The sequence below is a fragment of the Azospirillum sp. 11R-A genome, from assembly GCF_049472615.1.
Taxonomy (GTDB): Bacteria; Pseudomonadota; Alphaproteobacteria; order Azospirillales; family Azospirillaceae; genus Azospirillum; species Azospirillum palustre.
In genome coordinates, this window is sequence record NZ_JBCEBL010000002.1 from 317,730 (window position 1) to 338,027 (window position 20,298).

The 20,298-nt window shown below is 69.4% G+C and carries 16 protein-coding genes; 11 read left to right on the forward strand and 5 right to left on the reverse strand.

Annotation, left to right across the window (positions count from 1 at the left end):
• The first annotated feature begins 46 nt into the window (after positions 1-46).
• The 6 genes from VH569_RS05095 to VH569_RS05120 all read left to right on the forward strand — a co-directional run bounded on the left by VH569_RS05095 (position 47) and on the right by VH569_RS05120 (position 9,747).
• Positions 47-1,111 carry a substrate-binding domain-containing protein gene (locus tag VH569_RS05095; RefSeq protein WP_174474906.1) on the forward strand — a complete coding sequence of 355 codons (1,065 nt, stop codon included), beginning with the start codon at positions 47-49 and terminating at the stop codon, positions 1,109-1,111.
• A gap of 119 nt (positions 1,112-1,230) precedes the next feature.
• The gene (locus tag VH569_RS05100; RefSeq protein ID WP_423314413.1) at positions 1,231-2,721 is read left to right on the forward strand and encodes a thymidine phosphorylase family protein; all 1,491 of its coding nucleotides are present in this window, start codon (positions 1,231-1,233) and stop codon (positions 2,719-2,721) included.
• 161 nt (positions 2,722-2,882) lie between these two features.
• Positions 2,883-4,514, forward strand: a complete 1,632-nt coding sequence (locus tag VH569_RS05105) for an MBL fold metallo-hydrolase (RefSeq protein ID WP_423314414.1) — start codon at positions 2,883-2,885, stop codon at positions 4,512-4,514.
• Positions 4,511-5,782, forward strand: a complete 1,272-nt coding sequence (locus tag VH569_RS05110; protein WP_423314415.1) for an HlyD family secretion protein — start codon at positions 4,511-4,513, stop codon at positions 5,780-5,782. The genes VH569_RS05105 and VH569_RS05110 overlap by 4 nt, the downstream gene beginning before the upstream one ends.
• Positions 5,779-8,616 (forward strand): ribosome-associated ATPase/putative transporter RbbA, encoded by a 2,838-nt coding sequence (gene rbbA / locus VH569_RS05115; RefSeq protein WP_423314416.1) that lies wholly within the window; start codon positions 5,779-5,781, stop codon positions 8,614-8,616. The genes VH569_RS05110 and rbbA overlap by 4 nt, the downstream gene beginning before the upstream one ends.
• Before the next feature lie 3 nt (positions 8,617-8,619).
• Complete coding sequence (locus VH569_RS05120) at positions 8,620-9,747, forward strand: ABC transporter permease (protein WP_423314417.1); 1,128 nt, start codon at positions 8,620-8,622, stop codon at positions 9,745-9,747.
• 39 nt (positions 9,748-9,786) lie between these two features.
• Here VH569_RS05120 and pgmG read toward each other — a convergent pair whose 3' ends face one another.
• The 3 genes from pgmG to galU all read right to left on the reverse strand — a co-directional run bounded on the left by pgmG (position 9,787) and on the right by galU (position 13,630).
• Complete coding sequence (gene pgmG, locus VH569_RS05125) at positions 9,787-11,187, reverse strand: phosphoglucomutase/phosphomannomutase PgmG (RefSeq protein WP_423314418.1); 1,401 nt, start codon at positions 11,185-11,187, stop codon at positions 9,787-9,789.
• A gap of 38 nt (positions 11,188-11,225) precedes the next feature.
• Positions 11,226-12,557: a UDP-glucose dehydrogenase family protein gene (locus VH569_RS05130; RefSeq protein ID WP_423314419.1), complete on the reverse strand. Its 1,332-nt coding sequence runs from the start codon at positions 12,555-12,557 to the stop codon at positions 11,226-11,228.
• Between the two features lie 203 nt (positions 12,558-12,760).
• Complete coding sequence (galU, locus tag VH569_RS05135; RefSeq protein ID WP_098735854.1) at positions 12,761-13,630, reverse strand: UTP--glucose-1-phosphate uridylyltransferase GalU; 870 nt, start codon at positions 13,628-13,630, stop codon at positions 12,761-12,763.
• A gap of 402 nt (positions 13,631-14,032) precedes the next feature.
• Between galU and VH569_RS05140 the strand changes: the two genes are divergently transcribed.
• The 4 genes from VH569_RS05140 (at position 14,033) to VH569_RS05155 (ending at position 17,245) form a co-directional block, all read left to right on the forward strand.
• Positions 14,033-14,797 (forward strand): RluA family pseudouridine synthase, encoded by a 765-nt coding sequence (locus tag VH569_RS05140; RefSeq protein ID WP_423314420.1) that lies wholly within the window; start codon positions 14,033-14,035, stop codon positions 14,795-14,797.
• A gap of 79 nt (positions 14,798-14,876) precedes the next feature.
• Positions 14,877-15,149 (forward strand): GNAT family N-acetyltransferase, encoded by a 273-nt coding sequence (locus VH569_RS05145; RefSeq protein WP_423314421.1) that lies wholly within the window; start codon positions 14,877-14,879, stop codon positions 15,147-15,149.
• A gap of 147 nt (positions 15,150-15,296) precedes the next feature.
• Positions 15,297-16,301, forward strand: a complete 1,005-nt coding sequence (locus tag VH569_RS05150; protein WP_423314422.1) for a sodium-dependent bicarbonate transport family permease — start codon at positions 15,297-15,299, stop codon at positions 16,299-16,301.
• Between the two features lie 23 nt (positions 16,302-16,324).
• Entirely contained in the window at positions 16,325-17,245 is a 921-nt protein-coding gene (locus tag VH569_RS05155) for a LysR substrate-binding domain-containing protein (protein WP_423314423.1), read from the forward strand.
• Between the two features lie 10 nt (positions 17,246-17,255).
• Here the strand turns inward: VH569_RS05155 and VH569_RS05160 are convergent, their stop codons facing one another.
• Complete coding sequence (locus tag VH569_RS05160; RefSeq protein WP_423314424.1) at positions 17,256-17,969, reverse strand: DAPG hydrolase family protein; 714 nt, start codon at positions 17,967-17,969, stop codon at positions 17,256-17,258.
• 98 nt (positions 17,970-18,067) lie between these two features.
• Here VH569_RS05160 and VH569_RS05165 point away from each other — a divergent pair, with 98 nt between their 5' ends.
• The gene (locus VH569_RS05165) at positions 18,068-18,700 is read left to right on the forward strand and encodes a TetR/AcrR family transcriptional regulator (RefSeq protein ID WP_423314425.1); all 633 of its coding nucleotides are present in this window, start codon (positions 18,068-18,070) and stop codon (positions 18,698-18,700) included.
• Positions 18,701-18,768: 68 nt separating this feature from the next.
• Here VH569_RS05165 and VH569_RS05170 read toward each other — a convergent pair whose 3' ends face one another.
• Complete coding sequence (locus VH569_RS05170; RefSeq protein WP_423314426.1) at positions 18,769-19,653, reverse strand: GNAT family N-acetyltransferase; 885 nt, start codon at positions 19,651-19,653, stop codon at positions 18,769-18,771.
• Positions 19,654-20,298 lie beyond the last annotated feature (645 nt).

The window sequence follows — 20,298 nt, forward strand, 5'->3', positions numbered from 1 at the left end:
GCGCGACCTTCCGTCGCGCCGGCCGGAAACGGAAGGACGAAGCCCTGTGACGACCCGTGGCGGCGATGGGACGGCAACCCCGGCGGTCAAGACGCGCAAGCCGCGCTCCTCGCGCACCGGCCGCGCGACGATGGCGGACGTGGCGGAGCGGGTGGGCATCAGCGCCATCACCGTGTCGCGTGCCTTCAAGCGTCCCGAGCTGGTGATGCCGGAGCTGCGCCAGCGCATCCTCGACACCGCGCAGTCGATGGGCTACGTGCCGAATCAGGCCGCCAGCGCGCTGGCTTCGGCGCGATCGATGACGGTGGCGGTGCTGATCCCGTCGATGACCAACATGGTCTTCGTCGAGACGCTGGCCGGCATCCACGACATGCTGCTGCCGCGCGGCTACCGCGCCCTGATCGGCGTCACCCACTATTCGCCGGAGGAGGAGGAGCGGCTGATCCGCACCTACCTCCAGTTCCAGCCCGACGGCATCCTGCTGACCGGCACCGACCACACCGCGGTCGCCCGCACCTACCTGTCGGCGCTCGCCAGCCCGACCGTCCACATGATGGAGCTGCTGGACGACCCCGACAGCCTCAGCGTCGGCTGTTCGCAGGAGGAGGGCGGCCGGCTGATGACCACCCACCTGCTGGAGCGCGGCTACCGCCGCATCGGCTTCGTCGCCGTGCAGCTCGACCCGCGCACGCTGGCCCGCCTCGACGGCTACCGCCATGCGCTGGAGGAAGCCGGGCTGTATGACGAGGCGCGCGTCTGGCGCCTGCCCGATCCGTCCTCGATCCATCTGGGGGCGGCGATGATCGACCGGCTGATGGCAGAGAACACCGACTGCGACGCCGTCTTCTTCTGCAACGACGACCTGGCGCAGGGCGCGCTGTTCCAGTGCCAGCGCCGCGGCATCCGCGTGCCCGACCAGCTTGCCGTCGCCGGCTTCAACGATCTGCCGGCGTCCGCCTGGACCACGCCGACCCTGACCACCGTCGCCACGCCGCGCTACGCCATCGGCCGCCACGCCGCCGCCATGCTGCTCGACCTGATGGACGGCAAGGAGCCGCCGCAGCGGCGGCTCGACCTCGGCCTGACCTTCATCGCGCGGGAAAGCACGTGAGGAAGCATACCCCCTCCGCCCCGCCAATGATCCGGATCAACCGCAGCGCGTAAGGTGCGGCATGGCTGACGCGCAGGCTCGGCGACGCTGACGCGCCCGACCGGGCGTAGACTGTGCGCATGCTGACGCTTCGACATCTGGCGATAGACACCGTCCGGGAGAACGTCGCCTTCCTCAACCGCCGCTGCACCCGCTACCATGTCGAGGATTTCCTCGGGCTGGGCCGGGTGGAGGTGCGGAACGACGGCCGTTCCCTGCTGGCGGTTCTGAACGTCGTCGACGACCCCGCCATCGTCGCCCCCGACGAGATCGGCCTGTCCGACCCCGCCTTCGGCCAGCTCGGGCTGGCGGCGGGCTCCGCCGTCCATCTCGTGCCCCCGACCCCGCCGGAAAGCTTCGAGCTGGTGCGCGCCAAGGTCGGCGGTGCCGCCCTGACCGACGCGCAGCTGTCCGCGATCATCCGCGACATCACCGACCAGCGTTACTCCAAGATCGAGATCGCCGCCTTCCTGATCGCCTGCGCCAGCTTCATGACGACGGCGGAGGTGCTGGGCCTGACCCGCGCCATGATCGCCGCCGGCACCCGGCTGCACTGGCAGGATTTGGGTACGATTGCCGACAAGCACTGCATCGGCGGCATCCCCGGCAACCGCACCTCGATGATCGTCGTGCCCATCGTCGCCGCCCACGGCCTGCCGATCCCCAAGACCTCGTCGCGCGCCATCACGTCGCCCGCCGGCACCGCCGACACCATGGAGGTGCTGGCCAACGTCGACGTGCCGATGGAGCGCATGCAGGCCCTGGTGCGCGAGGCCAAGGGCTGCTTGGTCTGGGGTGGCCATGTCCGGCTGTCGCCGGCCGACGACATCCTGATCTCGGTCGAACGGCCGCTCGCCATCGACACCCGCGAACAGCTGGTCGCCTCCATCCTGTCGAAGAAGGTGGCCGCCGGCTCCTCCCATCTGCTGATCGACATCCCCGTCGGCCCCAGCGCCAAGATCCGCACGGCCGGCGAGGCGGTGCGGCTGCGCAAGCTGTTCGAGCATGTCGGCGACCGCCTCGGCCTGACGCTGGAGGTGGCGATCACCGACGGCTCGCAGCCGGTCGGGCGCGGCATCGGCCCGGTGCTGGAGGCGCGCGACGTGATGGCCGTGCTGCGCAACGAGCCCGCCGGGCCCGCCGACCTGCGGGAACGCGCCCTGCTGCTGGCCGGCCGCATCCTGGAGTTCGACCCCGCCGTCCGCGGCGGCAGCGGCAACCGCCGGGCGCGCGAGCTGCTGCGGTCGGGGGCCGCGCTCGCCGCCATGGAGCGGATCATCGCCCTGCAGGGCCCGCCGCCCGCCGTGGCGACGCTGGGCTCGCTGGTGGCGGAGGTCGCCTCGCCGGCCGACGGCATCGTGTCGTCGCTCGACTGCTACCGCCTCGCCCGTATCGCCCGGCTTGCCGGTGCCCCCACCGACAAGGGCGCCGGCATCGACCTGCTGCGCAAGGTCGGCGAGCCGGTGCGCCGGGGCGAGCCGCTCTACCGCATCCACGCCAGCACCAACGCCGACTTCACCTTCGCCCAGGCCTTCGCGGCGGAGAACAGCGGGGTGGCGGTGGTGGGGTGAGTTGAGCAAGAGCCAATCTCCTTCTCCCCCCTGGGGAGAAGGTCGGGATGAGGGGGTTCGGCGCAGCCGAAGAGATCCACGAAGCGGTTCCCCCTCACCCTGACCCTCTCCCCGGGGGGAGAGGGGATAGTCCCGCAGAGGAAAAACAAGGAGCCGACCCCATGTCCCAGTCGCCCATGTCCCTGTCGCTGACCTTCCATGGCGCCGCCGGAACGGTGACCGGCTCCTGCTTCCGCCTGTCCACGCCTGCGGGCGACGTGCTGATCGATTGCGGCATGTTCCAGGGCACCAAGACGATCCGGGAGCTGAACTACCGCCCCTTCCCCTTCGATCCGGCGGCGATCAAGGCCGTCCTGCTGACCCACGCCCACATCGACCATTCCGGCCTGCTGCCGAAGCTGACGAAGCTGGGCTTCCGCGGCCGGATTTACGCCACCGGCGGCACGGTCGATCTGCTGGAATACATGCTGCCCGACAGCGGCTACATCCAGGAGGGCGAGGTCGAGCGCCTCAACCGCCGCAACCGCCAGCGCGGCCGTCCGCCGGTCCAGGCGATCTACACCCAGGACGACGCCATCCGCAGCCTGCGCCGGCTCCGCCGGGTCGAGTACGACCGCTGGACCGAGATCCTGCCGGGCCTGCGCGCCCGCTTCTGGCAGGCCGGCCACATCCTGGGTTCCGCCTCCATCGAGGTCGAAGTCTCCGACGGCCTTGGAAACGGCGCCGGCGACCCCACCCGCATCCTGTTCTCCGGCGACCTCGGCCCCGGCGGCAAGAGCTTCCACGCCGACGCCGAGGCGCCGGAGCGGCCGGACTGGATGGTGCTGGAGACCACCTACGGCGACCGCGAGCGCACCGACCTCGACGAGGCGGGACGGCAGGCGGTTCTGCGCGCCGAAGTCTCCACAGCCCTCGCGGCCGGCGGTGTCCTGCTGATCCCGGTCTTCGCGGTGGAGCGGACTCAGGAGCTGCTCTACGACCTCGACTGCCTGTTCGACAGCGGCCAGCTGCCGGCGGTGGACGTCTTCCTCGACTCCCCCCTGGCCGACGCGGTGACCGGCGTCTTCCGCCGCCATCTCGCCGATCTGGAGACCGACGGCGACCCCTTCACCCGCGCCAACTTCCACCATGTCCGCGGCGTGCCGGAAAGCCAGCGCCTGAACAGCATCGCCGGCGGCGCCATCGTCATGGCGGCCAGCGGCATGTGCGACGCCGGCCGCATCCGCCACCATCTGAAGAACCGCCTGTGGCGCCCGCAGGACACCGTGCTGCTGGTCGGCTACCAGGCTCCCGGCACGCTGGGCCGCCTGTTGCAGGAGGGCACGCCCCGAGTCCGCATCCATGGCGAGGAGATCGCCGTCAAGGCGAAGGTCCGCTCCATCGACGTCTATTCCGGCCATGCCGACCGCACCGCCCTGCTGGACTGGGTGGATGCCCGCCACGGCGTCGGCCACGGCCTGTTCCTGGTCCATGGCGAGGATGCCGCCCGCGCCTCCATCCGTCAGGCCCTGCTCGACAAGGGCTGGTCGGCGGAGCGCATCGCCCAGCCGGCGCTGGACGACCGCGTCGATCTCGCCGCCCCGCGCCCGCTGGCCCCGGCCGACCGCCACCCCCGCCTCGCCCCCGCCGGCCTCGCCGGCCTCGACTGGCACAACCATTATGCCGAGGCGCTGCTGGCGCTCCGCCGCACGCTGGACGCCGCCCCCGACGACGCGGCGCGCGAACGCATCCTGGCCGGCGTGATGGGCGCGCTCGACACTGGGAAAGACGCCGGGAAAGGAACCCAGCCATGACCATTGCAAAGCGCCTTCTCGTCGCCGTCGCCCTGCTGGCGATCCTCGGCGCCGGGGCCGCCTATGGCTGGCGGGCGATGCAGGGCAACCGACTGCCGGCCGGCTTCGCCTCCGGCAATGGCCGGATCGAGGCGAACGAGATCGACATCGCCACCAAATACGCCGCCCGCGTCCTGACCATCCCGGTCGAGGAAGGCGATCTGGTCGAGGCCGGCGCCGTCATCGCCACGCTCGACACCCGCGACCTCGAAGCCCAGCTCCGCTCCGCCGAGGCCCAGCTGCGCCAGACCCGCAGCAGCCGCGAGGAAGCGGCGGCCCTGGTCGCCCAGCGCGTCAGCGAGGCCGACTTCGCCGCCAAGGAGATGGAGCGGGCGCTGATCCTGTTCGGCAAGGGCCATGTCGCCGAACAGCGCGTCGATCAGGCCCGCAACAGCCGCCGCACCGCCGACGCGGCGCTCGAGGCCGCCAGGAGCCACCTCGCCAGCGCCGAGGAGGCCATCGCCGCCGCGGCCGGCGATGTCGACCGTCTGGCCGATCTGGTCGCCGACGGCGTGCTGAAGGCGCCGCGCAGGTCCCGCGTGCTCTACCGCCTGTCCGAACCCGGCGAGGTGCTGGCGGCCGGCGGCAAGGCGGCGACGCTGCTCGACCTGTCGAACGTGTACATGACTTTCTTCCTGCCGACCGACACGGCGGGGACCCTCGCCTTGGGCGCCGAGGCCCGCATCCTGCTGGACGCCGTTCCCGACACCGCGATCCCCGCCGCCGTCACCTTCGTCGCCCCGCGCGCCCAGTTCACGCCCAAGCAGGTGGAGACCAAGTCCGAACGCGACCGCATGATGTTCCGCGTCAAGGCCCGCGTCCCGGAAGCGCTGGTGACCCGCTACATCGAGCGGGTGAAGACCGGCCTGACCGGCATGGCCTATGTGAAGCTGGACGACAAGGCGGTCTGGCCCGACTGGCTGGAATCGAAACTGACGCGCGAAGCGACCTCTTCTCCTGGGAATACTCCCTCTCCCCCCCGGGGAGAGGGTCGGGGTGAGGGGGATGCACCGCGTGACTTCGCCGAGATGGCTCCCTCTCCCGCCCCGGGAGAGGGAAGGGGCCTATGGCATCGCCATGGGAAGGGTGAGGGGTTGGGCACGAAGCCATGCAGTTCGGGGCCATCCGCTTCGGGGCCATGCGGCTCGGGATCCTTGGGTCACCCCTCACCCTCCCCGCCTGCGGCGGGTCCCCTCCCTCTCCCGGGGCGGGAGAGGGCATCATCATGACTCCCGCCCCAGCCGTCTCGCTGTCGGGCGTGCGGCACCGCTATGGCGGGACGGTGGCGCTGGCGGACGCCTCGCTCGACATCGCTCCCGGCACCAGCGTGGCGATCATCGGCCCCGACGGCGTCGGCAAGTCGACCCTGCTCGGCCTGATCTCCACGGCGAAGAAGATCCAGCAGGGCAGCGTCCGCGTGCTTGGCACCGACGTTGCCGACCGCCACGGCCGCGCCGCGCTCCAGCCGCGCATCGCCTACATGCCGCAGGGGCTCGGGCGCAACCTCTACGCCGACCTCAGCGTCGCCGAGAATCTCCAGTTCTTCGGCCGTCTCTTCGGCCTCGACGCCGCCGAGCGCCGCCGCCGCATCGCCGACCTCCTGGAGTCCACCGGCCTCGCCCCTTTCCCCGACCGCCCGGCCGGCAAGCTGTCGGGCGGCATGAAGCAGAAGCTCGGCCTGTGCTGCGCCCTGCTGCACGACCCCGACCTGCTGATCCTCGACGAGCCGACGACCGGCGTCGATCCGCTGTCCCGCCGGCAGTTCTGGGACCTGATCGCCCGCATCCGCGCCGGCCGCCCCGGCATGACCGTGCTGGTCGCCACCTCCTACATGGACGAGGCGGAGCGCTTCGACCAGGTCGTCATGATGAACGCCGGCCGCCTGCTCGCCCACGACACCGCCGCCGCACTGAAGGCGCGCACTGGCGCCGCCGATCTGGAGGAGGCCTTCGTCGCCCTGCTGCCGGAGGACGCCAAACGCGGTCACCGGCGCCTGACCGTGCCGCCCCGCCCGCCCGAGCCGGCCGGCGCCGAACCCGCCATCGAGGCCATCGGCCTGACCCGCCGCTTCGGCGATTTCACCGCGGTGTCGGACATCAGCTTCCGCATCGGCCGCGGCGAGATTTTCGGCTTCCTCGGATCCAACGGCTGCGGCAAGACCACCACCATGAAGATGCTGACCGGCCTCTTGCCCGCCAGCGCCGGGGAGGCGCGGCTGTTCGGCCGGCCGGTGGACGCCGCCGATCTGGAAAGCCGGCGCCGCGTCGGCTACATGGCGCAGGCCTTCTCGCTCTATGGCGAATTGACGGTGCGTCAGAACCTCGACCTGCACGCCCGCCTGTTCGACCTGACGGATGCCGAAACCCGGCTGGCGGCGCTGGTCGAGCGGTTCGGCCTGTCGCCCTACGTCGACGCGGTGGCCGACCGGCTGCCCTTGGGCGTGCGGCAGCGGCTGTCGCTGGCCGTCGCCATCCTGCACGGGCCGGAACTGCTGATCCTCGACGAGCCGACCTCCGGCGTCGATCCGGTGGCACGCGACCAGTTCTGGCGCGACCTGATCGCGCTGTCGCGCGACCAGGGGGTGACGATCTTCGTTTCCACCCACTTCATGAACGAGGCGGCGCGCTGCGACCGGGTGGCCTTCATGAACGCCGGCCGCGTCATCGCCGCCGGCCCGCCCGACGAGCTGCGCCGCCAGCAGCAGGCCGACAGCCTGGACGACGCCTTCATCGGGTTCATGGGTGATGCTCAAGCCGACACCCCGCAGAATCCCCCTCTCCCCCCCGGGGAGAGGGTCGGGGTGAGGSSSCCGCACAGCGAAGATTCTTGGAAAGGGGCCGCAGCGCCTCCCCCTCACCCTAACCCTCTCCCCGCCTCTCGGCGAAGCTTCGCTTCGCCTGCCAGCAACACAAGCGAAGCTTGTGTTGGGGGGGAGAGGGGACATTCCCGCCGCCGCCTGCTCGCCTACGCATGGCGGGAAACCCTCGAACTGCGCCGCGACCCCGTCCGCCTGACCGTCGCCCTGCTCGGCACCGTCCTGCTGATGCTGGTCTTCGGATTCGGCATCACCATGGACGTCGAGAACCTGACCTTTGCTGTCCTCGACCACGACCGCTCCCCCGAAAGCCGCGCCTACATCGAGCAGTTCGACGGCTCCCGCAGTTTCCGCGCCACCCCTCCCGCCGTTGACGCGCATGACCTCGCGCTCCGCCTGCAACGCGGTGAGGCGTCGCTGACCATCGAGATCCCCGAAGGCTTCGGCCGCGAGCTGCGCCGTGGCCGCATCCCCGAGGTGGCCGTGCGCATCGACGGCGCCATGCCCTTCCGCGCCGAGACCATCCAGGGTTACGTCGCCGGCCTGCACCAGCGCTTCATCCAGGACGCCGCCACCGCGTCCGGCATCGCCCTGCCCGCAGCCCCCGCCACCCTGGAGATGCGTTACCGGTACAACCAAGCCTTCCGCAGTCTCGACGCCATGGTGCCCGCCACCATCGGCCTGCTGCTGGTCTTCATCCCCGCCATCCTCGCCGCGCTGGGCGTGGTGCGCGAAAAGGAACTCGGCTCCATCACCAACCTCTACGTCACCCCGGTGACGCGGCTGGAATTCCTGCTGGGCAAGCAGTTGCCCTATATCGGGCTGGCCGCCTTCAACCTGCTGCTGATGGTGGCGATGGCCGTCACCCTGTTCGGCGTGCCGGTGAAGGGCAGCCTGTTCGGGCTGCTGCTCGGCGGGCTGGTCTATGTGGTGGCGACGACGGCCTTGGGGCTGCTGATCTCGGTCTTCACCGCGACCCAGACGGCGGCGGTGTTCGGCACCGCCATCGTCACCATGCTGCCGGCCACCCAGTTCTCCGGCATGCTGCAACCGGTGGCGACCCTGGAAGGCGGGGCGTGGCTGTTCGGCACGCTGTTCCCCACCACCCATTTCCTGAAACTGTCGGTCGGCGCCTTCACCAAGGGCCTCGCCCTGCCCGAACTCATCCCCTTCATCCTGGCGACCGCCGCCTTCGTGCCCGTCTTCCTGGCGCTGGGCGTCGCCTTCCTGCCGAAACAGGAGCGCTGAACGATGACGCGCTTCCTCCGCAACAGCCTGACACTGGCGCGCAAGGAGTGGATCAGCCTGCTGCGCGACGTCTTCATGCTGGGCTTCGTCGTCTATTCCTTCACCTTCTCCGTCTACAGCCAGGCCACCGGCATCTCGCACGAGCTGCGCAACGCCGCCATCGCCATCGTCGACGAGGACCGCTCGACCCTGTCGCAGCGGCTGGCCTCCAGCTTCCACGGGCCGGAGTTCCAGACCCCGGCGATGATCGGCCATGCCGAGGTCGATCCGGCGATGGATTCCGCCCGCTACACCTTCGTCCTCGACATCCCGCCCAACTTTCAGGCCGACGTGCTGGCCGGCCGCGGCCCGGCGATCCAGCTGCTGATCGACGCCACCGCGATGATGCAGGCCGGCATCGGCGCCGGCACCATCCAGGGCATCGTCGACGACGAGGTCGGCCGCTTCGTCCGCCGCGAGGCCGACGGCAGCGCCGCCCCGGTCAGCCTGCAACTCCGCGTCGCCTACAACGAGGCGCTGGATACGAAATGGTTCACCGGCACCATGTCGGTGGTCAGCAACGTCACCATGCTGGCGGTGCTGCTGGCCGGCGCCGCCCTGATCCGCGAGCGCGAACACGGCACGCTGGAGCATCTGCTGGTGATGCCGGTGCGCCCGGCCGAGATCATGGCCGCCAAGGTGCTGGCGAATGGCGCGGTGATCCTCGTGCTGACGCTGGTGGCGCTCTATGCCGTGCTGCGCGGCCTCCTGTCGGTGCCGCTGGCCGGATCGGTCCCGCTGTTCCTGGCCGGGACGGCGCTCTATTTGTTCTTCGCGACGGCGCTCGGCATCTTCCTCGGCACGGTGGCCCGGTCCATGCCTCAATTGGGCCTGCTGTTCATCCTGATCGTGCTGCCGATGAACATGCTGTCCGGCGGCTTCACCCCGCTGGAAAGCGAACCGGAGTGGCTGCAACTGGCGATGCAGCTGTCACCCTCGACCCATTTCGTCGCCTTCGCCCAGGCGATCCTGTTCCGCGGGGCGGGGTTCGACGTGGTGTGGCCGCGCTTCGCCGCGACGGCCGGGATCGGTGCGCTGTTCTTCGCCTGGAGCCTTGCCCGGTTCCGGCGCCATCTGGCGAGCTTCAGATAAAATGGGGGCGCCGTCGGCCGGCGCCCCCCACCAAAACGCTCAGTGCGACCCGCCGCCCTCGAAGGACGGTGCCGCCAGCCCCGAAGCCACCAGCTGCTCGATCAGCGCGCCCTTCAGCCGCTCCAGCCCTTCCTGGCTGTAGGACTCGGCGCGGGCCACCAGCACGTCCTGGGTGTTGGACGCGCGCAGCAGCCACCAGCCGTCGTCGGTCGTCACGCGGACGCCGTCGATGTCGTTGACCTTGGCGCCCGACGCCTTGACGCGGCCCTTGACCTCCTCGACCACGGCGAACTTGCGTTCCTCGTCGATCTGGAAGCGGGTCTCCGGCGTGTTGACCATGTCCGGCAGGCCGTCGCGCAGGGCCGCCAGCGTGGTGTCCAGCTTGCTGACCAGCCCGGCGAGGCGGACGCCGCAATAGAGCGCGTCGTCGAAGCCGTACCACTTGTCGGCGAAGAAGATGTGGCCCGACATCTCGCCGGCCAGCGGCGAGCCGGTCTCGGCCATCTTGGCCTTCAGCAGCGAGTGGCCGGTCTTCCACATCAGCGGGGTGCCGCCATGCTTGGCGATCTCGTCGAACAGGGCCTGGCTGGCCTTGACGTCGGCGATGATGGTGGCGCCCGGATGGCTCTTCAGCACGTCGGCGGCATAGAGCGCCACCAGCTGGTCGCCCCACACCACGCGGCCCTTGTGGTCGATGGCGCCGATGCGGTCGCCGTCGCCGTCGAAGCCGATGCCGATGTCGCAGCCATGCTCCGCCACCGCCTTCTTCAGGTCGACCAGATTGGCCTCGACCGTCGGGTCCGGATGGTGGTTGGGGAAGTTGCCGTCGATGTCGTCGAACAGCAGGACATGCGTGCCCGGCAGCTTGGCGGTCAGGCGGCGCAGGATCTCGCCCGACGCACCGTTGCCAGAGTCCCAGGCGATCTTCAGGTCGCGGGTGCCGTCATAGTCCTTCAGCAGGCGGGCGACATACTCGTCCTGGACGTCGATCTTCTCCGACGAACCCTGGCCCTGCTCCCAGTCGGCCTTGGCCGCCATGGTGCCGAGTTCCAGGATCTGCTGGCCATAGACCGGACCCTTGCCCAGCATCATCTTGATGCCGTTGTAGTCCGGCGGGTTGTGCGAGCCGGTGATCATGATGCCGGCCGCCGCCTCGCGGTCGCGGGTGGCGAAATACAGCATCGGCGTGGGGCCGAGCCCGATGCGCAGGACGTGCAGGCCGGTGGAAACCAGCCCCTCGACCAGCGCTTCCTCCAGGTCCGGCGAGGACAGACGGCCGTCGTAGCCGACGCAGACCGTCTTGCCGCCCTTGCGCACCACCACGGTGCCGAAGGAGCGGCCGACCGCGCGGGCGTCCGCCGGGGTCAGCGTCTTGCCGACGATGCCGCGGATGTCGTACTCGCGCAGCACCGTGGGGTGGAAGGTATGGGCTTCGCTCATCGTCTCGTTAGTCCTCTGTTGGACGCCGTCTTTGGACCTTAACCGCGGTCCATCCCGCCGGCCGGCGACGGCCGGCCGATGGAGGTATAGGTGAAGCCGGCCTTCGCCATGTCCTCGGGGTTGTAGATGTTGCGCAGGTCGATCATCACCGGCCGCTTCAGCATCGACTTGACCCGACGCAGGTCGAGCGCACGGAATTCGTTCCACTCCGTGAGAATAGCGACGCAATCGGCCCCTTCCAAGGTGCCGTAGGCGTCCTTCGCCCATTCCACGCCGGGAAGCAGCTTTCCGGCCTCGTGCATCGCCGCCGGATCGAAGGCGCGCACATGGGCCCCCGCCGCCTGGAGCGCCGGGACGATGTCGAGCGACGGGCTGTCGCGCATGTCGTCGGTGTTCGGCTTGAAGGCGACGCCCAGCACCGCGACGGTCTTGCCGTCCACCGACCCGCCGCAGGCGGCGATGATGCGCTCGGCCATCTGCTTCTTGCGCTTGTCGTTGATGTCCACCACCGTCTCGATGATGCGCAGCGGGCTGCCGACCTGCTGGGCGGTGCGGACCAGCGCCAGCGTGTCCTTCGGGAAGCAGGACCCGCCATAGCCCGGACCGGGGTGCAGGAACTTCTTGCCGATGCGGCCGTCCAGACCGATGCCGCGCGCCACGTCATGGACGTTGGCGCCGACCTTCTCGCAGAGATCGGCGATCTCGTTGATGAAGGTGATCTTGGCGGCCAGGAAGGTGTTGGCGGCGTATTTGGTCAGCTCCGCCGTCTCCAGCGAGGTCACCACGATCGGCGTCTCGATCAGGTAGAGCGGCCGGTAGAGCCGGCGCATCACCTCGCCCGCGCGGTCGGACGTGGCGCCGATGACGACGCGGTCGGGCCGCATGAAGTCGCCGATGGCGGAGCCTTCGCGCAGGAATTCCGGGTTGGAGGCGACGTCGAACTCGGCCTCGGGACGGACGCGGCGGATGATCGCCTCGACCTCGCGGCCGGTGCCAACCGGAACCGTCGATTTCGTCACCACCACCGTGTAGTGGTCGAGATGCTGGGCGATCTCCTCGGCGGCGCCATAGACGTAGGACAGGTCGGCATGGCCGTCGCCGCGGCGCGACGGGGTGCCGACCGCGATGAAGACGGCGTCGACGCCCTGCATCGCCTCCTTCAAATCCAGGGTGAAGGACAGGCGGCCGGCGGCGACGTTGCGGGCGACGAGGTCGTCCAGGCCGGGCTCGTAGATCGGAATCTCGCCGTTCTTCAGCCGCTCGATCTTGCCGGCGTCCTTATCGACGCAGGTGACGTGCACGCCGAATTCGGAAAAGCAGGCGCCGGAGACCAGGCCGACATAGCCCGTGCCGATCATCGCAATGCGCATCGCGTCCCCCTCATGTCCTTGAAAAAAGGAAAACCTGTATGTCTTCGGGATGCCCTGGCGGGTCTTCGCCGCGGGGCGTTCCTCACGGCCGGCCTTTGTGCATCTGGCCGGCTCTTGTTGAAATGCAGTGCAAACGCATGCGCCCGCCCCCGTCCGGATCAGGGGACGGGGGCGGGCACCGCGTCAGGCATGCTGCCCGTCGGTCAGCAATATTTACGCAGCATGGCACGCACCTTGTCGGCCATGTCCGGCCGGTTCAGCGCGTGGGCGAGCGTCGCCTCGATGAAGCCGACCTTGTCGCCGCAGTCGTAGCGGGTGCCTTCGAAGCGCAGGCCGTGGAACGGCTGGTTGCCGATCAGGTTGGCCATGGCGTCGGTCAGCTGGATTTCGTTGCCGGCGCCGCGCTGCTGCTTTTCCAGATGGTCGAAGATTTCCGGCTGCAGGATGTAGCGGCCGATGATCGACAGGGTCGACGGCGCGTCTTCCGGCTTCGGCTTCTCGACGAGGCCGCGGACGGTGGCCAGACGGCCGTCGTCCTTCTCGACGTCGAGGATGCCGTAGCTGCTGGTCTTTTCGCGCGGCACGTCGACGACGGCGACGATGTTGCCGCCGACCTCCTCATACGCCTCGACCATCTGCTTCAGACAGGGGGTCTTGCCCTGCACGAAGTCGTCGGGCAGCACGATGGCGAACGGATCGTTGCCGATCAGGGCGCGGGCGCACCACACGGCGTGGCCGAGGCCCAGCGGAACCTGCTGGCGGGTGTAGAAGCAGCGGCCGGGAGCGATCTCGCTGTGGCGGACCTCTTCCAGCGCGTCCATCTTGCCGCGCTCTTCAAGCGTGCGGTTCAGTTCGGTGTCGGCGTCGAAATGGTCTTCGATGGCGCGCTTGGAGCGGCCGGTGACGAAAACGAAATCCTCGATGCCGGCGGCGCGCGCCTCTTCGACGGCGTGCTGCAGCAGGGGGCGGTCGACCAGGGGCAGCATCTCTTTCGGGATGGCCTTGGTGGCCGGCAGGAAGCGCGTGCCGAGACCGGCGACCGGGAACACCACCTTGCGCACGGGTTTCCGCATTGGACGTCTCTTGTGGTTGAGGCGAAGTCAAATCCATGGTTCCACGGCGGCACCCGACCGCAAGCGAAGCCTGCGGAAGCACGACCGTGGTTCCGGCTTTCTGCCACGCCTTCCGTCACTGCGCAACAAACCTTCCGAGACCGGGCAAAAGGCTAGTCCTAGAGGCCGAAATCAAATGAAAACCGGCTGAAACTCCTCAATCAAGCCGATCTTTATCCGTTACGTCCAAGCTGGCACCAAACCTTTCTCATAGGCGGGAACGCTTGGAAACGCGGCGGAATCCACCGGCGCGACACCGTGCCGCTGCCTGTAGGGTGTCATGGCTTCAATAACGAACTTTCCGTATGACGTTTTATTGCGAATACTTGCACGAAGGGTGCGTCCGCGGTCATGGTGCCGGCCATGATCCCCGACTCGCTTACCCCGACTCCCCCGACTCAAGCCCAGCCCGCTCCCGGCTCGCTCACCGCGGAGCAGCTGCGCGCCCGCGTGCTGCACCGGGACGAGCTGTGCCTGGTCATCGACAAGCCGGCCGGTCTGGCCGTCCACAAGGCCGGCCGCATCACCGACCATCTGGAACTGTACCTGCCCCACCTGTCGGAGCCGGACGAAGAGCCGCCGAAGCTCGCCCACCGGCTCGACCGCGACACCGCCGGCTGCCTGATCCTGGGCCGTACGCTTTGGGCGCTGAAGCGTCTCGGCCAGATGTTCGCCGCCGGCCATGTCGGGAAGACCTACTGGGCGGTGGCCGAAGGCATCCCGGAGGCCGAGACCGGCGTCATCGACCTGCCGCTGCTGAAGCGGATCGAACCCAAATCGGCCGCGGGTGCCGGCCGCTCCTCCTGGACGATCCTGCCCGACCCGGCCGGACAGCCGGCGGTCACCGACTACCGGGTTCTCGGCACCGGCAACGGCCGCTCCTGGCTGGAGCTTCGCCCGCGCACCGGCCGCACTCACCAGATCCGCGTCCATTGCGCCGCCATCGGCTGCCCGCTGGTGGGCGAGCCCTTCTACGGGCCTGAGCGCCGGCCGCCCGGCAACCTGCATCTGCTGGCCCGCTCCGTCGCCTTCCGCATGGCCTTCGAGTACGCCCCCGTCAGCGCCGTCGCCCCGGCCCCGGAGCATATGCGGGACGCGCTGTCCGCCTGCGGCTGGCAAGGCGAGTAAAAAAAGGGGGGCTGCCGGCCTCTTCTCCGCCTCCCATCTGTTGAAGGAGGAAAGTCCCACACCAGACGGAGAGCAAGGCATGGCACAGGCGGTCACAGACAACCGCGCGATGAACCGGTTCGAACTGGCGGTCGGCACCCAGACGGTGTTCGCCAACTACCGCCGCAACGGCCAGACCCTGGTGATTTCCTATGTCGAGGCCCCGCCCTCGCTGCGCGGCACCGGCGCCGCCGGCCGCCTGATGGAAGGCGTGGTGGCGACCGCCCGCACCGAGGGGCTGAAGATCCTCCCGCTGTGCAGCTACGCCGCCCTGTGGATGCGACGCAACCGCCAGGACGACCTGCTGGCCTGAAGCCGGCCACCTTCCATTGAGAAAATCAATGGAAGCGCTGAAAACTATCAATTTTCCATGAGGAAGATACCCCGTTAGCGTCCGCCCCATGGTTTGCCGCAATGCGGAAAAACCCGTGCAGACGATCGAAACGAGGGACGATCCATCATGGACACGCTGCTGTCGGCACCGATTCTGTTCTTCGGCCTCGGCGCCGCCATCGCGCTCACTCGCGCGCGCATTCCGTTCCCGGACGGCTTCGGCAAGGCGCTCGCCGCCTACCTGCTGGTCGCCATCGGCCTGAAGGGCGGCGTGGCGCTGGCGGGCGCCGATGTCGGCGCGGTGCTGCCGCTGCTGCTGACCGCCGGACTGCTCAGCCTGCTGATGCCGGTCCTCGGCTTCGGGCTGCTGCGCTCGGCGGTCGGGCTGGATCAGGTCAATGCGGCGGCCATTGCCGCTCATTACGGCTCGGTCAGCCTCGTCACCTTCGTCACCGCCACCAGGCTGCTGGAAAGCCAGGGCGTCACCGTCGGCGGCCACATGGTCGCGGCGCTGGCGATCATGGAAGGCCCGGCCATCGTCAGCGGCCTGCTGCTGGCGGGCGCCGCCGGCATGATGTCCGGCGTGGCGGCGGGCGGTGGCGGCAGCCTGTCGGTTCCTCTCGGCGGCACCGGGAACGGCGGCTCGATCAAGGGCGCCATCCGCGAGGCCGCCTTCAACGGCTCGGTCCTGCTGCTGGCCGGGTCGCTGCTGGTCGGGCTGGTCATCGGCAAGCCCGGACTGCAAAGCCTGCACGGCCTGTTCATCGCGCCCTGGGACGGCGTGCTCTGCCTGTTCCTGCTGGAGATGGGCTATCTCGCCACCTCCCGCCTGCGGGAAGCGGTGTCGCTCAGCCCGCGGCTGATCGCCTTCGGCATCGTCATGCCGCTGGCCGGCGCGGTCATCGGTCTGGCCGCCGCCGCCTCGCTGGGGCTCGGCCTCGGCGACGCCGCCCTGCTGGTGACGCTGTGCGCCAGCGCCTCCTACATCGCGGTGCCGGCGGCGCTGCGCCACGCCCTGCCGGCGGCGGAACCAGGCCTCTCGCTTCCGCTATCGCTCGGCATCACATTTCCTTTCAACATCCTCGTCGGTATTCCACTCTACCTCGCAGTGAGCCGGGCGGTGCTGACCTGACCGGCCGAGCCGGAACCACCGCCATGCCATCCCCGCCCGCCCCTCCGCCCGCCATGCCCGCTCCGCTGCCGCCCTTCGACCTCGACCTGCTGCGCAGCTTCGTGACCATCGTGGACAGCGGCGGCTTCACCCGGGCGGCGGAACGGCTGGGCCGCACCCAGTCCACCATCAGCCTGCAGATCAAGCGGCTGGAGGACGGGCTGGGCAAGCGGCTGTTCCTGCGCGAGGGCCGCGGCCTCGACCTGACCCCCGACGGCGAGGTTCTTCTGACCTACGCCCGCCGCCTGCTGGGCATGGCGGGCGAGGCCTGCGCCCTGCTGATGGAGCCGGAGGTGGGCGGCGTGGTGCGGCTCGGCACGCCGGAGGATTTCGCCACCGCCCATCTGCCCGACGTGCTGTGGCGCTTCTCCCGCGCCCATCCCCAGGTGGCGCTGGAGGTGCAGTGCGACTTCACCGTCAACCTGCTCGACCGTTTCGCCCGCGGCGAATACGACCTCGTGCTGTGCAAGCGGGAGCCGCAGGGACCGGCCGGCGGCGTCCGGGTCTGGCGCGAGCCGCTGTTCTGGGTGGCGTCGGACCGGCTGATCCTCGACGCGGGCGCCCCGGTCCCGCTGGTCCTCGCCCCGGCGCCGGACATCCACCGCAGGCGCGCCATCGACGCGCTGGACGCCCACGGCCGTCCCTGGCGCATGGCCTACACCAGCCCCAGCCTCGCCGGCATCAAGGCCGCGGTGACCGCCGGGCTCGGCGTGACCATCCTGCCGAAGGACATGCTGGCGCCCGGCTTCCACATCGTGAACGCCGAACACGGCCTGCCCGACCTGCCCGACATCGAAACCGCCCTCTACCGCCAGCCCGGCCCGCTGCCCAAGGCGGTGGATTTGCTGGCCGAGCACATCGTCCGCTCGCTGGAAAGAACGGCGGACAGAACGGTTGCGGGGTGAGGCGCGTTTCTCACCACAGCAAGGGCACCTCCCCGCGGTTCGCCCGGTCGCCCCAGTACAGCGACGGCAGCAGCTTCGCCAGATAGCTGAACTCGGTGTAGCAGTGCTGGAGCAGCCCGAAGCCGATGGCGTCGGGAAGCTCGTGCCCGGCCGCCTTCGCGGTCTGGCCGAGAATGAAGCGGCTTCTCAGCACGGCCCCATAGCTGGTGTCGCGCGCCACATGGACCATCTGGCCGTCCATCGGGTCGCCGTTGGCGTCGAGCGCCACATCGTCGCCGAAGCCGATCCGGGCATAGACCGCGGCGGACACCTGCCCGCCTGCCATCGCCCTACGGTAGGCATCCGGAGCGAACAGCTCGGCCGGATCGTGGAATTTGATGACGGCGGAAACAGGTGGAATGTCGCCCAGCGACTCCACCGCACGGATGGTCGCGCCGATGTAGCTTTCCCCCTTCCGCCAGTGCCGGTCCCAGCCGCGATGCTCGACATGGTCGAGCGGATGCCACCAGTGCAGGTGCCGGGTGGTGTCGAACTGCTTGAACCACCAGTCGAGCATCCGCCCCTTGCAGCCGGGAAGGTCGGTCCGCACGGCGACGACCAGCGCGCCGCTTTCCAGGCGGCTGATGCCGGTTTCCAGGCGGACCGGCGCCGGGTTCAGCAAATCGTCGATGTAGGCGATGCCCGCTCGGGCGGCATCCGGGGAACGCTCCGCATATCCGGTCATGATGGTGTCCTCACAATGGCTGGGCTATTTAGGAAACGTTGATCGTTTCCTAAATACCGGGTATGTCAGGCAGGCAGCTTTGTCAAACGGAGATTTCGGTGCCGGACGCCACGCCCAAACCGCAGAAGCCCCGCGGCCGGCCGCCGCTGTCGGAGGAGCTGCTGCGCGGGAAGGTGGCCGGGGCCGCCACCCGGCTGATCCTGAGCCAGGGATATTCGGCCATGACGATGGAGGCGGTGGCGCAGCAGGCCGGGGTCGCCAAGAAAACGGTGTACCGGTTCGCCGCGAACCGCGAGGAGCTGGTCGGGCTCATCGTCGGCAACTGGACCGACAGCCTGCCCCCGGTCTTCGAGGCTGAAGCCGCGGATCCCGCCGAGGCGATCCGCCTGCTCGAAACCATTCTGGTGCTGATTGCGGAGCGGGTTCTTACCGTGGAGGCCGTCGGGCTCTTCCGGGTCCTCGTCAACGACCTGCCGGCCCGCGACGAGGTTCTGGCGATCTATGGCCGCAACGGCATCGAGCGGTCGCGCCGCATGCTGGCCGACTGGCTCGCGCGCCACCGCTCACGCGGCGTCCTCACCCTGGCCGATCCGGTCCTGGCCGCCGATCTCATCCTGTCCATGGTCGTCGCCGAGCCGTTGCGGCAGATCGCCATCGGGATCGCGGAGCCGCAGCCGGGCTGGGACATCCGTCCCCGCGTGCGTGCGGCACTCGACCTGCTGAAACTATAGGCCTGCCGACGCTGTAGACCTGCCCGGCCCAGCCAAAGCGACGGAGCGGTCGCGCCGGCCGCGTCCCCTCACCCCAACTCGAAGCTCGTGATCCCGAACACCCGCCCCGGCTCGGCCGCCGGAGCCGGCCCCAGATACATGCGTGCCGTCTCGAACTGCGGCGACAGCCCCACCTCCTCCGCCAGCCGCACCCCCGCCGCGTTCGGCTCCGGCACGTCGAGGAACACCGGACCGACTCCGCCCTTGGCCCCGTCCCCGGCCGTCCGGCCCAGTGCCAGCAGCAGATCCCGCGCAACCGCCGCGTCGGCGGCATAGAGCGGGCCGATCTTCCAGCCATCGTGGGAGGGCCGGATCACCCCGAAGCCCGTCACATTGCCGTTTCCCACCGCCGCCAGCGCCGTCGCACCGGGAAGGGCGGTCCAGTTGGCGAGGAAGCCGGGGCGGGGCGCCGGGAACAGCGCGGCGTCCAAGGCCGTCAGCCGGTCGAAGGGCACGGTGCGGGCGTCCACCAGCCTCGTCCCGCCGGCCCCACCCTCCGGCAGGCTGCCGCCGAAGCGGATGTTGCGGTGGGACAGGGCGAAGCCGGATTTGCGGTAATTGTCCTGCTGCGCGACCACGCCGTCGAGACCGACGGTGCAGCCCGCCAGATGGCGCAGCCCCGCCTGCCACAGCGTCCAGCCATAGCCGCGCCCGCGCGCCTCCGGCCGCACGATGTAGAAGCCGAGGAAGCCGAAATTCCCCGGATAGCGGACCACCGACAGCGAGGCCACCGGCTGCCCGTCCAGCAGCCCGACCAGGAAGCCGGACGGATCGACGGCATGGAAGGCGCCGGCATCGTGCAGGCCGGGGTTCCACCCTTCCAGCCGCGCCCAGTCGACGGCCAAATCCAGTTCGGCCCGGCTCATCACGCGGACCCGATAGCCGCCGGTCCCCTGCCCCTCGCTGCGTTCCATCTCCGCCCCCTTCGAACGATCCGCTGCGACTGAGAGCCTAACCGTCAGCATCGCTGCAACGCAATCCGGGGCGCGATGGGAACTGCGACCGTTACCACCGCCCTCTCCCGTCCCGGGAGAGGGAGGGGACCCACGCCATTGGCGTGGGGAGGGTGAGGGGCTATCCGGACATGGACTCCTTATCCTTGGATCACCCCTCACCCTTCCCACCGCTTCGCGGCGGGCCCCTTCCCTCTCCCGGGACGGGAGAGGGAGTTACACCCGCAATTTTCATCCACCCTTTCCCCAAGCCGCGACAACCGTGATAGGACTATCGTCCTCGCCACTGCCGGTCAGGAGCCGCCATGCGCCGCCGGAAGCCGTTCACCAGATCTGCATTTCCCGCCAACGGCTTCACCCTTGATGAGATAGTGGAACACACCCGGATTTCTGTTCCATGCTGTTCCAAACCTTCAGCGCGTCCCGGCACCGCTCAGACGCCGGGTGAAACACTGGAACAACCCCCACAATCCTGTTTCACGCTGTTCCAAGTCTTCATTCCGGCCCGCCCCCGGCACCTCCCCAGCACCCATGAAACACTGGAACAGCCTCCGCAATCCTGTTCCACGCTGTTCCAAGCCTTCGCTCCGGCGTCCGACCCCACTG

Excerpts from the sequence above, each read along its gene's own strand:
- VH569_RS05100 (WP_423314413.1), top strand. The coding sequence starts at position 1,231 with ATGCTGACGCTTCGACATCTGGCGATAGACACCGTCCGGGAGAACGTC.
- VH569_RS05105 (WP_423314414.1), top strand. The coding sequence starts at position 2,883 with ATGTCCCAGTCGCCCATGTCCCTGTCGCTGACCTTCCATGGCGCCGCC.
- VH569_RS05110 (WP_423314415.1), top strand. The coding sequence starts at position 4,511 with ATGACCATTGCAAAGCGCCTTCTCGTCGCCGTCGCCCTGCTGGCGATC.
- VH569_RS05120 (WP_423314417.1), top strand. The coding sequence starts at position 8,620 with ATGACGCGCTTCCTCCGCAACAGCCTGACACTGGCGCGCAAGGAGTGG.
- pgmG (WP_423314418.1), bottom strand. The coding sequence starts at position 11,187 with ATGAGCGAAGCCCATACCTTCCACCCCACGGTGCTGCGCGAGTACGAC.
- VH569_RS05130 (WP_423314419.1), bottom strand. The coding sequence starts at position 12,557 with ATGCGCATTGCGATGATCGGCACGGGCTATGTCGGCCTGGTCTCCGGC.
- galU (WP_098735854.1), bottom strand. The coding sequence starts at position 13,630 with ATGCGGAAACCCGTGCGCAAGGTGGTGTTCCCGGTCGCCGGTCTCGGC.
- VH569_RS05140 (WP_423314420.1), top strand. The coding sequence starts at position 14,033 with ATGATCCCCGACTCGCTTACCCCGACTCCCCCGACTCAAGCCCAGCCC.
- VH569_RS05145 (WP_423314421.1), top strand. The coding sequence starts at position 14,877 with ATGGCACAGGCGGTCACAGACAACCGCGCGATGAACCGGTTCGAACTG.
- VH569_RS05150 (WP_423314422.1), top strand. The coding sequence starts at position 15,297 with ATGGACACGCTGCTGTCGGCACCGATTCTGTTCTTCGGCCTCGGCGCC.
- VH569_RS05155 (WP_423314423.1), top strand. The coding sequence starts at position 16,325 with ATGCCATCCCCGCCCGCCCCTCCGCCCGCCATGCCCGCTCCGCTGCCG.
- VH569_RS05160 (WP_423314424.1), bottom strand. The coding sequence starts at position 17,969 with ATGACCGGATATGCGGAGCGTTCCCCGGATGCCGCCCGAGCGGGCATC.
- VH569_RS05170 (WP_423314426.1), bottom strand. The coding sequence starts at position 19,653 with ATGGAACGCAGCGAGGGGCAGGGGACCGGCGGCTATCGGGTCCGCGTG.